General features: G+C 73.3%; 15 protein-coding genes. 4 read left to right on the forward strand and 11 right to left on the reverse strand.

The annotated features are described in order from the left end of the window. Positions 1 to 22: 22 nt before the first annotated feature. From rnc to ACPOLA_RS14735, 7 genes are all read right to left on the reverse strand, one after another. A complete protein-coding gene (gene rnc, locus ACPOLA_RS14705) occupies positions 23 to 865 on the reverse strand; it encodes a ribonuclease III (protein ID WP_435771215.1) in 843 nt (280 codons plus the stop codon). Next, entirely contained in the window at positions 781 to 966 is a 186-nt protein-coding gene (rpmF, locus tag ACPOLA_RS14710; RefSeq protein WP_136434353.1) for a 50S ribosomal protein L32, read from the reverse strand. Before rpmF ends, rnc begins: the two co-directional genes overlap by 85 nt. A gap of 36 nt (positions 967 to 1,002) precedes the next feature. Further along, entirely contained in the window at positions 1,003 to 1,527 is a 525-nt protein-coding gene (locus tag ACPOLA_RS14715; protein WP_435771186.1) for a YceD family protein, read from the reverse strand. Positions 1,528 to 1,635: 108 nt separating this feature from the next. Next, positions 1,636 to 2,112, reverse strand: coding sequence for a pantetheine-phosphate adenylyltransferase (coaD, locus tag ACPOLA_RS14720; RefSeq protein ID WP_435771187.1), 477 nt, complete (start codon positions 2,110 to 2,112; stop codon positions 1,636 to 1,638). Then, positions 2,109 to 2,690 (reverse strand): 16S rRNA (guanine(966)-N(2))-methyltransferase RsmD, encoded by a 582-nt coding sequence (gene rsmD / locus ACPOLA_RS14725; protein ID WP_435771188.1) that lies wholly within the window; start codon positions 2,688 to 2,690, stop codon positions 2,109 to 2,111. The genes coaD and rsmD overlap by 4 nt, the downstream gene beginning before the upstream one ends. Beyond that, positions 2,690 to 5,005 carry an ATP-dependent DNA helicase RecG gene (locus ACPOLA_RS14730; RefSeq protein ID WP_435771189.1) on the reverse strand — a complete coding sequence of 772 codons (2,316 nt, stop codon included), beginning with the start codon at positions 5,003 to 5,005 and terminating at the stop codon, positions 2,690 to 2,692. Before ACPOLA_RS14730 ends, rsmD begins: the two co-directional genes overlap by 1 nt. A 25-nt stretch (positions 5,006 to 5,030) precedes the next feature. Continuing rightward, entirely contained in the window at positions 5,031 to 6,713 is a 1,683-nt protein-coding gene (locus ACPOLA_RS14735; protein ID WP_435771190.1) for a DAK2 domain-containing protein, read from the reverse strand. Positions 6,714 to 6,860: 147 nt separating this feature from the next. On the opposite strand from ACPOLA_RS14735, the gene rpmB reads away from it, so the two are divergent. Next, the gene (rpmB, locus tag ACPOLA_RS14740; protein ID WP_435771191.1) at positions 6,861 to 7,046 is read left to right on the forward strand and encodes a 50S ribosomal protein L28; all 186 of its coding nucleotides are present in this window, start codon (positions 6,861 to 6,863) and stop codon (positions 7,044 to 7,046) included. A gap of 79 nt (positions 7,047 to 7,125) precedes the next feature. Here rpmB and ACPOLA_RS14745 read toward each other — a convergent pair whose 3' ends face one another. Continuing rightward, a complete protein-coding gene (locus tag ACPOLA_RS14745; RefSeq protein ID WP_435771192.1) occupies positions 7,126 to 8,100 on the reverse strand; it encodes a thiamine-phosphate kinase in 975 nt (324 codons plus the stop codon). Positions 8,101 to 8,201: 101 nt separating this feature from the next. Between ACPOLA_RS14745 and ACPOLA_RS14750 the strand changes: the two genes are divergently transcribed. After that, positions 8,202 to 8,438 carry an Lrp/AsnC family transcriptional regulator gene (locus ACPOLA_RS14750; RefSeq protein WP_435771193.1) on the forward strand — a complete coding sequence of 79 codons (237 nt, stop codon included), beginning with the start codon at positions 8,202 to 8,204 and terminating at the stop codon, positions 8,436 to 8,438. Positions 8,439 to 8,440: 2 nt separating this feature from the next. Next, on the forward strand, positions 8,441 to 8,941 hold the full coding sequence (locus ACPOLA_RS14755; protein ID WP_435771194.1) for a DUF3515 domain-containing protein: 501 nt from the start codon (positions 8,441 to 8,443) through the stop codon (positions 8,939 to 8,941). A 22-nt stretch (positions 8,942 to 8,963) separates the two neighbouring features. Here the strand turns inward: ACPOLA_RS14755 and ACPOLA_RS14760 are convergent, their stop codons facing one another. Then, positions 8,964 to 10,088, reverse strand: coding sequence for a D-alanine--D-alanine ligase family protein (locus tag ACPOLA_RS14760; RefSeq protein ID WP_435771195.1), 1,125 nt, complete (start codon positions 10,086 to 10,088; stop codon positions 8,964 to 8,966). 24 nt (positions 10,089 to 10,112) lie between these two features. Here ACPOLA_RS14760 and ACPOLA_RS14765 point away from each other — a divergent pair, with 24 nt between their 5' ends. Beyond that, positions 10,113 to 11,243 carry a trans-sulfuration enzyme family protein gene (locus ACPOLA_RS14765; RefSeq protein WP_435771196.1) on the forward strand — a complete coding sequence of 377 codons (1,131 nt, stop codon included), beginning with the start codon at positions 10,113 to 10,115 and terminating at the stop codon, positions 11,241 to 11,243. A 16-nt stretch (positions 11,244 to 11,259) separates the two neighbouring features. Here the strand turns inward: ACPOLA_RS14765 and ACPOLA_RS14770 are convergent, their stop codons facing one another. Further along, the gene (locus tag ACPOLA_RS14770) at positions 11,260 to 12,276 is read right to left on the reverse strand and encodes an NAD(P)H-dependent glycerol-3-phosphate dehydrogenase (protein ID WP_435771197.1); all 1,017 of its coding nucleotides are present in this window, start codon (positions 12,274 to 12,276) and stop codon (positions 11,260 to 11,262) included. Then, entirely contained in the window at positions 12,273 to 13,022 is a 750-nt protein-coding gene (locus ACPOLA_RS14775; protein ID WP_435771198.1) for a lysophospholipid acyltransferase family protein, read from the reverse strand. The genes ACPOLA_RS14770 and ACPOLA_RS14775 overlap by 4 nt, the downstream gene beginning before the upstream one ends. Positions 13,023 to 13,041: the final 19 nt, after the last annotated feature.

Below are 13,041 nucleotides of genomic sequence, written 5' to 3' on the forward strand. Positions count from 1 at the left end.
CAGGTCCCGCGTCAGGTCCGGCTCAGTCGCCCGAAGGCACGGCCTGGCCGTCGAGGCCGACGCCCAGGTCGGCGGCGATCTCGCCGTAGGCGGTCTCGGCGGCGCCCTGCTCGGCCTCCTTCTTGGAGCGGCCGGTGCCGTTGCCGTAGAGCTTCTCCCCCACCCGCACCTGGGCGGTGAAGGTCTTCATGTGGTCGGGGCCGTCGTCCTCGATGACGTACTCCGGGACGCCCAGCGAGCGCTCGGCGGCGAGCTCCTGCAGCGACGTCTTCCAGTCCAGGCCCGCGCCCATCGCGGACGCCGCCTCGATCAGCGGGTCGAAGAGCCGGTGCACGACCTCGGAGGAGACGGTGATGCCGCCACCGCTGAGGTGGACGGCGCCGATCACGGCCTCGACGGTGTCGGAGAGGATCGAGGCCTTGTCGCGGCCTCCGGTCGCCTCTTCGCCGCGGCCCAGCTTGATGTGCTGGCCGAGCCCGATCTCGCGGGCGACGCCGGCCAGCGCGCGGGCGTTGACCACGGCGGCCCGCAGCTTGGCGAGCCGGCCCTCGGAGAGGTCAGGGTGCTTGCGGTAGAGGGTCTCGGTCACCACCACGCCGAGCACCGCGTCGCCGAGGAACTCCAGCCGCTCGTTGGTCGGCAGTCCACCGTTCTCGTACGCGTAGGAGCGGTGCGTGAGGGCGCGGTCGAGCAGCTCGGGGTCCAGCTCCGGGTCCCCGAGCGCTCGCCGCAGCTCGTCGTAGGCGGTGATGCCGCTGGCCCTGTCAGGCGGTGCGGCGGTCAGAGCACCTGGCGGCGGTCCGAGCGCGCGCCGTACTGGCCGCAGGTGCCGCAGGCACGGTGCGGGAGGTGCTTGGCACCGCAGGCGGGGTTGGCGCAGGTCACCAGCTGCGGGGCGACGGCCTTCCACTGCGAGCGACGGTGCCGCGTGTTGCTGCGCGACATCTTCCGCTTCGGAACAGCCACTGTCTTCTCCTTGCTCGTACGGAAACCGCTGAGGGTCTAACGCTCTTCGTCCTGCTCGAGCTGCGCCAGCTTCGCCCAGCGGGGGTCGATCGCAGCCTCGTGCTGATGGCCGGGGTCGTCCTTCAGCCGTGCACCGCACTCGGCGCACAACCCCGGACAGTCGTCCTCGCACAGCGGCTGGAACGGCAGTGCGAGCACCACCGCGTCCCGCAGCAGCGGCTCCAGGTCGAGCAGGTCGTCCTGGAGCATGCTGACCTCGTCGTCCTCCTCGGCTCCCTCGGAGTCACGGATGTCGTCGTAGACGAACAGCTCCTGGAACGTCACCTCGACGTCGTCGCGGATCGGCTCCAGGCACCGCACGCACTCGCCCTCGAGCCCGGCCTTCGCCGTCCCGGTGACGAGCACGCCTTCCATGACCGCCTCCAGGCGCAGGTCGAGCTCGACCGGCGCGCCCTCGGGGACGGAGAGGACTTCGATGCCCAGATCTGCCGGAGCCGGCACTGTCAGCGGCACCTGACGCTGGGACCCCGGGCGGCGGCCGAGCTCGCGGGTGTCGAGCACGAGCGGCGCTCTCGGGTCCAGGTCGAACAGGTGATCACTTCCAGGTCCGGGCACAACAGATCGGATCAATCGTAGTGGCGGCGCCGACCGGCGGCAAAACGCGGTGCGTCAGCGGCCGAGCCGGGCGCTGAGCCGGTCCTGCACGGCCGGGGGCACGAACGCCGACACGTCACCACCGAGCGACGCGACCTCCTTGACCAGGCTCGACGAGACGTAGCCCAGCGAGGCCGTCGTCGGGATGAAGATCGTCTCCACACCGGTGAGGTGGGCGTTCATCTGCGCCATCGGCAGCTCGTACTCGTAGTCGTTGCCGCCGCGCAGGCCCTTCACGATCGCCGCTGCGCCGATCTCGCGGCAGAAGTCGACGATGAGCCCGGTGAAGCCCATCACCGTCACGTTGGGCAGGTCGGCGCAGGCCTCGCGCAGCATCTCCAGCCGCTCCTCGGGCTGGAACAGCCGCGACTTCGACGGGTTGGTGCCGGTCGCCACCACGAGCTCGTCGAAGAGACCCGCCGCCCGCCGGAAGATGTCGAGGTGGCCGTGAGTGACCGGGTCGAAGGAGCCGGGGCACACCGCGCGCGTCATGGCGCCACCGTAGTGGTCGCGAACCACAGGGTGGTCTCCCCGTACTTCTTCTGGCGGCGCTTCCCGGGCAGCGGCTCGATCTCCGCGGGCCATCTCGGCTCGGGGCTGCGCGAGGACCGCTCCACCACCACCAGCGCGTCCGCGGCGAGCCACCCGCCGGCGGCCAGGAGCGCGAGGTCGCCGGAGAGCGTCGCGTCGGGCAGGGGGTACGGCGGGTCCGCGAAGACCACGTCGTACGGCGCCGCGGGCGGCTCGGCGAGCACGACGGACACCGCGCGCGAGTGCACCACGGCCACGTCGCAGCCGATCTCGCGCGCGTTGGCGCGCACCAGGTCGGCGGTGCGCCGGTCGGACTCCACAAGGGTGACCGCCTCGGCTCCGCGCGACCACGCCTCGAGCCCGATGGCGCCCGAGCCGGCGTACAGGTCGAGGAACCGCAGCCCCTGCAGCGACCCCGCCCACGACTCGATGGCCGAGAACAGCGCCTCCCGCACCCGGTCGCTCGTGGGGCGGGTCGCGCCGCCCTTCGGCGTGGCCAGGCGGCGGCCCCCGGCCCGGCCGGCGATGATCCGGGTCATCAGCTCTTGTCCACGAAGTCGGCCTGCTGTGACCGCTCCAGGTCGGCGACGGCAGCGGCGAGGTCGGGGGTCTGGGCCAGCGCCGGGTCGGCGTCGAGCAGCGACTCGGCGGCCTGACGCGCAGCGACGATGGTGTCCTCGTCACGGAGCACGCGGAGGTTCTCGAGGCTCGAGCGCCGGCCGGCCTGCGAGGCGCCGAGCACGTCGCCCTCGCGCCGCTGCTCGAGGTCGACCCGGCTGAGCACGAACCCGTCGGTGGTCGAGGCCACCGCGTCCAGCCGCTCGCGCGCGGGCGTGCCCGGGACGGTCTGGGTGACGAGCAGGCACAGACCGGGGTGGCCGCCGCGGCCGACCCGGCCGCGCAGCTGGTGGAGCTGGGAGATGCCGAAGCGGTCGGCGTCGAGGATCACCATCGTGGTCGCGTTGCCGACGTCGACGCCGACCTCGATCACGGTCGTCGAGACCAGCACGTCGAGGTCGCCGGCGGCGAAGGCCCGCATGGTGGCGTCCTTCTCGTCGGCGGGGAGCCGGCCGTGGAGCCGGCCGAGCCGCAGGCCGGCGAGCGCGCCTGAGCCGAGGCGCTCGACCACCTCCTCCACCGCGGCAGCGGGCGGCAACGGCGCCGACGCGAGAATGTCGATGGCGGCCGGGCCGAGGTCCGGCCCGACGTCCCGGACGTCGATGCCGAGGTCGTCGGGGTCCCGGTCGGCCGGCAGGTCGACCAGCTCCACCTGCCCGGCTTCAGTCTCGTCGCCGGCGATCCGCGGACAGACGACGTAGACCTGGTGGCCCTTGCCGACCTCCTCGCGGACCCGCTCCCACACGCGGCCGAGCCAGGAGGGCTGTTCGGCGAGGGGCACGACGTTGGTCTGGATGGGCGCGCGGCCGGCCGGAAGCTCGGTGAGCGTCGACGTCTCGAGGTCGCCGAAGACGGTCATCGCGACCGTGCGCGGGATCGGCGTCGCGGTCATCACCAGCAGGTGGGGCGGGATCACCGCCTTGTCGGTGAGGGCCGCGCGCTGCTCGACCCCGAACCGGTGCTGCTCGTCGACCACCACCAGCCCCAGGTCGGCGAAGAAGACGTGCTCCTGGAGCAGGGCGTGGGTGCCGATCACGATGCCCGCCTCGCCGCTGGCGATGCGGGACATCGGCTCGGTGCGCTGGCCCTTGGTCATCGAGCCGGTGAGCAGCTCGACGCGCGTGCCGGCGCCCGACCCGAAGATGGTGCCGCCCATCGCGAGCTCACCGAGCATCGTCACGATCGAGCGGTAGTGCTGCTGGGCCAGCACCTCGGTGGGCGCCAGCAGCGCAGCCTGGCCACCCGAGTCGACCACCCGCAGCATCGCGCGCAGGGCGACCAGCGTCTTGCCGGAGCCGACCTCACCCTGGAGCAGGCGGTTCATCGGGTGCGGCTGGGCGAGGTCCTCCTCGATCTGCGCACCGATCTGCCGCTGGCCCGCCGTGAGCGCGAAGGGCAGCCGGTCGTCGAAGGCCTTGAGCAGGGCGCCGTCACCCCCGGTGCGGATGGTCGCACCGAGCTCGCGGATCGCACGGCGCCGCCTCCCGAGGACGAGCTGGGTGACCAGCGCCTCCTCGAAGCGGAACCGCTGGTGCGCACGGGCGACCTGCTCGCGCGACTCGGGCTGGTGCACCCACTCGTACGCCCGGTCGACGTCGAGGACGTCGTACTCCTCGCGCACGGCGGGCGGCAGCACCTCGGGGATCTCCTCCACCACCACGCGGGCGAACCGCACCGCGCGGGCGACGTCCCAGGACTGGACGCCCTTGGTGAGGGGGTAGATCGGGTAGAGCGCTCCGGGCTCGACGACGTCCTCGGTCAGCCCGCCCTCCGGACCCTCGCTGTCACCCATCCCGAAGATCGTCAGCTGCGGGTTGACCAGCTGCCACTGGTCACGGAACCGGTCGGCCTTGCCGAGAAACACCCCCCGGTTGCCGACGGCCAGCCGGGCGGCCTGCCACGAGGCCATCCTCTGGTTGCGCGCGAAGAACGTCATCTTGAGGGGCGGCCCGTCGGTGCGGAGCATCGCTTCCACGCGGAAGGCGGGACGGCCGGTGCGGCGGTCCTTGTAGGTGTGGGTGCGGCAGTCGGTGATCTCGCCGACCACCACGAGCATCTGACCCACGCGCAGGTCGGAGACCTTCGTCAGCGACCCCGTCTCGAGGTAGCGGCGCGGGAAGTGGCGCAGGAGGTCACCGACGGTGCGGATGCCCAGCCCGGAGACGAACTTGTTGCGCTTGGCCGGGCTGGTCGCGCCCAGGACGGTCGTCACGGACGAGTCGAGGGTGATCGCCACAGGCCACCTCCTCCGGACGGACGGGTCACTCGACGGACATCAGGAGCGGGTAGCGCTCCTGGCCACCGTCGTACACCACGACGTCGACATGGGGGTGGTGCCGCTCCACCCAGGCGCTCGCGCGACCGGCCAGCTCGTCCCCGTCCGCGCCGCGCACCAGGGTCACCAGCTCGCCACCGGCCGCGAGCAGCCGGTCGAGCACGATCTCGCAGACGGCACCCAGGTCGTCGCCGACCACCGCGAAGTCGCCGGCCACGACGCCCAGCGCGTCACCGGGCTCGCACGGCCCGGCGGTGGTCATCGCCTGGCGGGCCGCCACCGTGACGGCGCCGTGGCGCACGTGACGCGCGGTCGCGGTCATCTCGGTGACGTCGTGGTCGAAGGACCGCCCGGGCTCGTGCACCGCGAGCGCGGCCAGCCCCTGCACCTGGGTCTGGGTCGGGATCACCGCGACCCGCAGCCCGTGGGCGGCGTGGTCGACCTCGGCGGTGCTGGCCGCCGCCAGCGCCGCGCGCACCGAGTGCTCGTCGTTGGGCAGGACGACGACCTCCCGGCCGCCGCACCCGGTGATCGCCTCGAGCAGCTGGCCGGTGGACGGCCGGCGACCCGGGCCGCCGTCGACGACCACCGCTCCGGCCTGCGAGAAGAGCTCCGCCAGCCCGGGACCCGCGGCGACCGCGACCACGCGGCGACCCGCGAGGGTCCGCTGCTGGCTCGCGGCGGCCGCCTGCTCGGCGAAGTGGGTGACCCGGATCCGGTGCGGGCGGCCGATCTCCAGCCCCGCCTCGATGGCGGCCCCGACGTCGTCGGTGTGCACGTGCACGTTCCACAGCGCGTCGCCGCCGACGACCACCACCGAGTCGCCGAGCCCGCCGAGCCGGTCGCGCAGCGCCGGGACCGAGCGGTCGTCGGCGTCCAGGAGGTACATCACCTCGTAGGCGGGGCCGTCGGCGCACAGGTCGCCGGTCGTCGCCGCCTGCGGCACCGGGATCGCGTGGCTCCCCAGCGGCGCGGTCACCGGCATCGGCCGGCGGCCGGTCAGCACGGTCTCCGCGGCGTCGAGGACCACCGACAGGCCGCGGCCCCCGGCGTCGACCACGCCCGCCTGGGCCAGCACGTCGAGCTGCTCGGGCGTGCGGGCCAGCGCCTCCCGCGCGGCCGCCGCGGCGCCGGCCAGGACGTGGCTGCTGCGATTCGCGGGGTCCTTCGCCAGGTCGGCCGCCGCGTCCGCCGCGGCGCGGAGCACGGTGAGCATGGTGCCCTCCACCGGCTCCCCCACCGCCGCGTACGCCGCGTCCGCGGCCGAGCGGAGGGCGTCGGCGAAGACCTCGGCGTTGCGCTCGGTGGCCGACGACGACGCCAGCCGGCGGGCGACCGCGCCGAGCATCTCGCTGAGGATCACCCCCGAGTTGCCGCGGGCCCCGAGCAGCGCCCCGCGGGAGAGCGCGGCGAGCGGCCCCGCCAGGTCGTCGCCGGGCGCCTCGGCCAGCGACTCCCGGATCGCGTCGCGGGCGGCGACCACCGTCAGGTACATGTTGGTGCCGGTGTCGCCGTCCGGCACCGGGTAGACGTTGAGCGCGTCGACCTCCTCGCGCGCCCGGGCCAGGGCGTCGACGGCGATGTCGACGAACCGGAGCACGCCCTCGAGCGCGATGCCGCGCCCCGCGACCGCCGCCGGGCCCGGCGGCTGCTCCATCCCGTGCTCCATCCGGGTCACCCTATTGCGTCGGTGCGAGCGGCCGGCGATTTCGGTCCGGGACGCGCGCTCGGCTATTCTCTTCCGGTTGCCCGGAGCACCCTGTGCGCCGGTGCCCGACCAGACTTTGAAGCAACCGCAATCTCCTAGGAGTCACCCATGGCCGCCGTGTGCGACATCTGCGACAAGAAGCCGGCGTTCGGCAACAACCGGCCGTGGTCGCGCAAGATCACGAAGCGTCGCTTCAACCCCAACATCCAGCGCGTCCGCGCTGTCGTGAACGGCACCCCGAAGCGCCTCAACGTGTGCACCGGCTGCCTGAAGGCCGGCAAGGTCACCCGCTGACCCGCTGACCCGCTGAGCCGAGCGAAGGGCCGCCATCCTCCGGGATGGCGGCCTTCGACGTTTTGCTGCCTGGCCGGGCTCAGAAGTGCGACCAGCCGGCCGGGCCGTCCCAGGCCTGGCCGTCGACGGTGACCAGCGGCCCGTCGCCCGCGGGCCCGACGGTCCCGACGCGCGTCCACCCGTCCGGCAGCTCACCACCGGGCGGGAAGGTCGCGAGCAGGGCGTGGTCGTCGCCGCCGCCCAGGACGAACTGGAGCGGGTCCGCGCCGATCGCCGCGCCGACCGCGACCAGCGGCTCGGGCACCTCGAACGACGACGTGTCGACGTCGATGCTGACGCCCGAGGACTCCGCGAGGTGGCGGGCCTCGGCGACCAGGCCGTCCGAGACGTCGATCATCGAGGTGGCGCCCGCCTCCGCGGCCGCCGGCCCGGCGTCGTACGGCGGCTCCGGGCGGCGGTAGGCCTCGACGAGCACGCGGGGCGAGCGGAACCCGCGGCCGAGCACGGCCAGCCCGCCCGCGGCCCAGCCCTGACGGCCGCACAGCGCGAGGACGTCGCCCGGCTCGGCGCCCGAGCGCAGCACCGGCGCGACCGTGCACGCGCCGATCACGGTGACCGAGACGACCACCTGGTCGGCGCGGCTCAGGTCGCCGCCGACGAGGCCGGCGCCGACCGCGGCGCACTCCTCGGCGAAGCCGCGGGTGAAGTCCAGGGCCCACTGCGCCGGGAGGTCGCCGGGCGCGGCCAGGCCGACCGTCAGCCACTGCGCGCGCCCGCCCATCGCGTTGATGTCGGAGAGGTTCTGCGCGGCGGCCCGGTGGCCCACGTCGGCGGCCTCCGCCCAGTCGCGCCGGAAGTGCCGGCCCTCGACCATCACGTCGGTCGACACGACGACGTGCCCCTTGCGGACGCGGAGCACGGCGGCGTCGTCGCCGGGTCCCACCAGCACGTCCCGGCCGGGCGCCGTGCGGGCGACCAGGCCGCCGATCTCGCCGATCAGTCCGAACTCACCGAGATCGGACACCGTCGCGTCCGGGTCGATTGCGCCAGCCATGGCTCCATCCCACCAGAGCCACCGCTCGCCGGTTCTGCTGGCACGCCCGGTCGCGGTAGGTTGTGGCGATCGGTTTCACAGTCTCGACGGGAGCTCGACCCATGGTGGTGCAGGCCTACATCCTCATCCAGACCGACGTCGGAAAGGCTGCGGAGGTCGCCCGCGAGGTCGGCCAGATCAAGGGCGTCACGCTCGCCGAGGACGTCACCGGACCCTACGACGTGATCGTCCGCGCGGAGGCGCGCAACGTCGACGAGCTGGGCAAGCTCGTCGTCTCGAAGGTCCAGAACCTCGACGGCATCACCAGGACCCTCACCTGCCCCGTCGTCCACATCTGACGGTGCGAGGCGCCGGGCGCGCTCGGTCCGCCGCGCTGCTGGCTGTCCCGGTGCTCGCGGCCGCCGCGCTGCTCACCTCCTGCGGCGGACCCGTCGAGGTCGAGGTGCCCGAGCTCTCCGGCGACGAGCGGGCCGCCTGCGAGGACTTCGCGGCCGACCTGCCCGACACGCTCGCGGAGCAGGAGCGGGTCGAGATCGAGCCCGCCGACGCACCAGCGGCGGCCTACGGGGACCCGGCGATCGTCGTCCGCTGCGGCGTCGCCGAGCCGGCCGGGTTCGACCTCACCGCCTCCTGCGAGATCGCCAACGGCGTGGGGTGGTACCTGCCCGACGAGCAGTACGACGACCCCTCGCTCGACCAGACGCTGACCGCGGCGGGCTACCGGCCGCGCGTGGAGATCCGCGTGCCCGGCGAGCTCCGGCCCAACGCCGGCGCCGCGGCGATGGCCGCGCTCGCCGCGGCGGTCAAGGAGCACCTCACGCTCGTCGACGAGTGCGACTAGCGGGCAGCAGGAAGCGGCCGGGCTAGCGGAGGCCGGTGTCGCGCTGCAGGGCGAGCGTGAGCAGGCGGTCGACGAGCTCGCCGTACTCCAGGCCGGTCGCCGCCCACATCCGCGGGAACATCGACAGCGGCGTGAACCCCGGCATGGTGTTGAGCTCGTTGACCACGAGCGACCCGTCGGGCATGTAGAAGAAGTCGACCCGGGCGAGGCCCTCGCAGCCGGTCGCACGGAACGCAGCCGCCGCCACGTCCTGCATCCGCAGCACGACCTCCTCGTCGAGGTGCGCCGGAACGTCGAGCTGGGTCGCCTCCTCGGGGAGGTACTTGGCCTCGAAGTCGTAGAACTCGTGGTCACCGGTGATCCGGATCTCCGCCGGCACGCTGACGTCGAGGGTCCCGTCGACGTCCTCGAGCACGCCGCACTCGAGCTCGCGCGCGCCCTCCGCAGACACCTCGATCAGGACCTTCGGGTCGTGCACGAGGGCCCCGTCGATCGCGGCGGCGAGCTCGTCGTGCCCGTGCACCTTGGCGATGCCGATGCTCGACCCGCCCCGCGCCGGCTTGACGAACAGCGGATAGCCCAGCTGCTCGCAGCGCAGGTGCACGGCCGCCGCCTGGTCCGCCCACTCGCGCGCCGTCGTGGTCGTGCCGGGCATGACCGGCAGGCCCGCGGCCTGCAGGACGATCTTCATGTAGGCCTTGTCCATGCACACCGCCGACGCGAGCACGCCCGACCCGACGTAGCGCACGTCGGACATCTCGAGCAGGCCCTGGATGGTGCCGTCCTCGCCCCAGGGCCCGTGCAGCAGCGGGAAGACGACGTCGACGTCGCCCAGCTCGCGCGGCGGGGCGGACGCCTCGCTGACGAGGAGCCCGGCGCCGCCTGCCGTGCGCGTCAGCGTGACCGGGGCGCGGTCGGGGTCGACCGCCGGCAGCTCGCCCGCACCGGTGATCCGGTGGCGGGCGGGGTCGTCGGCCTCCAGCACCCAGCGGCCATCGGGGGCGATGCCGACCGGCACGACGTCGTACTTGTCGCGGTCGATGGCCTGCAGCACGCTGCCGGCGGTGACGCAGGAGATGGCGTGCTCGGTGGAGCGCCCGCCGAAGACGACTGCGACGCGGATCCGACGTCCGGTGGGAGAGCTCATCGCCGCCGACCCTACCGTTGGAGCATGCCCGGACCAGCCAGCGACCCGACCCACCGACCCGAGGCCGGAGCGAGCTCCGCGCTGCGTCCCGCGACGATCGCGGTGACCGCAGGGCGCCCGCCGCACGAGGCCGACCAGCCGCTGAACGCGCCGATCACCATGGCGTCGACGTACGTCGCGACGGGTGAGCTGGAGTACGGCCGCTACGGCAATCCCACGTGGTCGGCCTTCGAGGAGGCGCTCGGCGCGCTGGAGGGCGGCCGCGCCCTCGCGTTCTCCTCGGGCATGGCGGCCGTCACGACGCTGCTGGACCTCGTCGGCCACGGTGGCTCGGTGGTCGCGCCGCGGCACTCCTACAGCGGCACGATCATGGCGCTCGCGGACGCAGAGGCGCGCGGCCGGCTGCGGGCGACCCTGGTCGACATCGCCGACACCGATGCCGTCGTGCAGGCGATGCGCGACGACGAGGACTGCGCCCTGCTGTGGATCGAGTCGCCGACCAATCCCGCGCTCGAGGTCGCCGACATCGCGGCACTCGCCGCCGCGGCGCGCGAGCTCGGCATCCGCGTCGTGGTCGACAACACCTTCGCCACTCCCCTGCTGCAGCAGCCGCTCGCGCAGGGCGCCGACATCGTGGTGCACTCGGCCACCAAGTTCATCGCCGGCCACAGCGACGTGGTGATGGGCGCGCTGGTCGTGGCCCCGGACGCCGGGGACGAGGTCTTCGACGCGGTGAAGGCCCGTCGCGACCTGGCCGGTGCCGTTCCCGGACCGTTCGAGACCTGGCTCGCGCTGCGCGGACTGCGGACCCTGCACGTCCGGCTCGACCGCGCCGAGGCGAACGCCGGCGAGATCGCCCGCCGGCTCCGTGAGCACCCGGCCGTCGAGGAGGTCCGCTACCCCGGCTTCGGGGCGATGGTCGCCGCGGTGGTGGCGGGTGGCGCCGACCCGGCTGACCTGCTGGTGCGCGGCACCTCGCTGTGGGTGCACGCGACGTCGCTGGGCGGGGTCGAGTCCACCTTCGAGCGGCGCCGCCGTTGGAAGGTCGAGGCGCCCACCATCCCCGAGGGCCTGGTCCGCCTGTCGGTCGGCATCGAGGACGTCGAGGACCTCTGGGCCGACCTGGCGCAGGCGCTCGACCGGCTCGGCGGCTGAGCACCCCGCCGAGCGCTCAGCCGATCTCCGGCTTGGGCACGCGCGCGATGAACGACTCCATCATCTGCGCCGTGGTCATCCGGCCCTGCACGACCTCGTCCACGCTGTCGACGATCGGTGCCTCGACGCCGTTCTTGGCAGCGAGCGCGCGCAGCGACGAGCAGGACTTGGCGCCCTCGGCGACCTGGCGGGTGGACGCGTAGATCTCCTCGACCGTCATGCCTTGGCCCAGCCTCTCGCCGAAGGTGCGGTTGCGCGAGAGCGGCGAGGAGCAGGTGGCGACGAGGTCGCCGAGGCCGGCGAGGCCCATGAGCGTGAGCGGGTTGGCGCCGAGCCGCATGGCGAGGCGGGCCGTCTCCGCCAGGCCCCGCGTGATCAGCGACGCGGTGGTGTTGTCGCCGAAGCCCAGGCCCACGGCCATCCCGACGCAGAGCGCCACCACGTTCTTGTAGGCGCCGCCGAGCTCGCAGCCGAGGACGTCGATGCTCGTGTAGGGCCGGAAGGCCGGGGAGTGCACGCGCTTCTGCAGCAGCGTCGCGACGTCGTCGTCGGCGCACGCGACCACCGATGCGGCGGGCTCCCGTCGCGCGATCTCGCGGGCCAGGTTGGGGCCGCTGACCACCGCGATCCGGTCGGACCGGATGTCGCCGACCTCCTCGATCACCTCCGACATCCGCTTCAGCGTTCCGAGCTCGACGCCCTTCATCAAGGACACGAAGACCACATCGGGCTGCACGAAGGGCAGGAACGTCGGCAGGTTGTCGCGCAGCGACTGCGACGGCACCGCGAGCACGACGACGTCCGCTCCGTCGAGTGCCTGCTCGGGATCCGGCGTCGAGGTGATCGTGCGCGGCAGCTCGATCCCCGGGAGGTAGTCGGTGTTCTCGTGGGTGTCGTTGATCGCGGACGCGACCTCCTCGCGACGGGCCCAGATCGAGACGTCGTTGCCCGCGTCGGCGAGCACGATGGAGAACGCCGTCCCCCACGAACCCGCGCCCAGCACCGCGACCTTGTTGCCCACCGGCTCGCTCACGTGGCCTTCTTCTTCCTCTTGAACCGATCGCCCTGCCTTGCCATGTCGTAGCGCTCCGGCGGAGCCGGCTCGCCCCGGATCAGCTCCAGCTCGTGGGTGATCGCAGCCATGATCCGCTCGCTCGCCCGGTTGACCACCGCCTGGGTCCGGGGCAGGGCACGGAGGTCGTCGAGCTCGACCGGCGGGCCGACCCGCATCACGATCCTGCGTCGCGGCACGACGTGCGGCTTCTTCGTGTACGGCGGCAGCAGCTCGTGGGCCCCCCACTGACCGACCGGGATCACCGGACACCCCGTCTCCAGCGCGATCCGCGCAGCCCCGGACTTGCCCTTCATCGGCCACAGGTCCGGGTCGCGGGTGATCGTCGCCTCGGGATAGATCACCACGCACTTGCCCTGCCGGACAGCAGCAACCGCCGCGGCGTAGGCGCCCACGGCATCACGGGTGTCGCGCTTGACGGGGATCTGGCCGGCGCCGCGGAGGAAGAGGCCGAGCGCCCGGTTGTCGAACAGGCCCGACTTGGCGAGATAGCGCGGCAGCCGCCCGTGGTCGTAGACGAGGTGCGCGGCGGTGAGCGGGTCGATGTGGGAGATGTGGTTGAGCACGATGAGGTAGCCGCCCGTCTCGGGCAGGTGCTCGCCGCCGATCCACTCGCGCCGGGTCGTCGCGAGGAGCAGGGGCTTGATGATGGGGACCGCGATGTCGAAGGCCCAGCCCCTCTTCTCCTGCAGCTTGCGCACCGTCACGAGGATGCAGGCTACCCGG

It is taken from the genome of Nocardioides proteolyticus, assembly GCF_051280635.3.
Classification (GTDB): Bacteria; Actinomycetota; Actinomycetes; order Propionibacteriales; family Nocardioidaceae; genus Nocardioides.

What these genes read in the sequence shown, in the direction of transcription:
- coaD (WP_435771187.1), bottom strand. Translation starts at nt 2,112, where the DNA reads ATGACGCGCGCGGTGTGCCCCGGCTCCTTCGACCCGGTCACTCACGGC.
- rsmD (WP_435771188.1), bottom strand. Translation starts at nt 2,690, where the DNA reads ATGACCCGGATCATCGCCGGCCGGGCCGGGGGCCGCCGCCTGGCCACG.
- ACPOLA_RS14735 (WP_435771190.1), bottom strand. Translation starts at nt 6,713, where the DNA reads ATGGAGCACGGGATGGAGCAGCCGCCGGGCCCGGCGGCGGTCGCGGGG.
- rpmB (WP_435771191.1), top strand. Translation starts at nt 6,861, where the DNA reads ATGGCCGCCGTGTGCGACATCTGCGACAAGAAGCCGGCGTTCGGCAAC.
- ACPOLA_RS14745 (WP_435771192.1), bottom strand. Translation starts at nt 8,100, where the DNA reads ATGGCTGGCGCAATCGACCCGGACGCGACGGTGTCCGATCTCGGTGAG.
- ACPOLA_RS14750 (WP_435771193.1), top strand. Translation starts at nt 8,202, where the DNA reads ATGGTGGTGCAGGCCTACATCCTCATCCAGACCGACGTCGGAAAGGCT.
- ACPOLA_RS14760 (WP_435771195.1), bottom strand. Translation starts at nt 10,088, where the DNA reads ATGAGCTCTCCCACCGGACGTCGGATCCGCGTCGCAGTCGTCTTCGGC.
- ACPOLA_RS14765 (WP_435771196.1), top strand. Translation starts at nt 10,113, where the DNA reads ATGCCCGGACCAGCCAGCGACCCGACCCACCGACCCGAGGCCGGAGCG.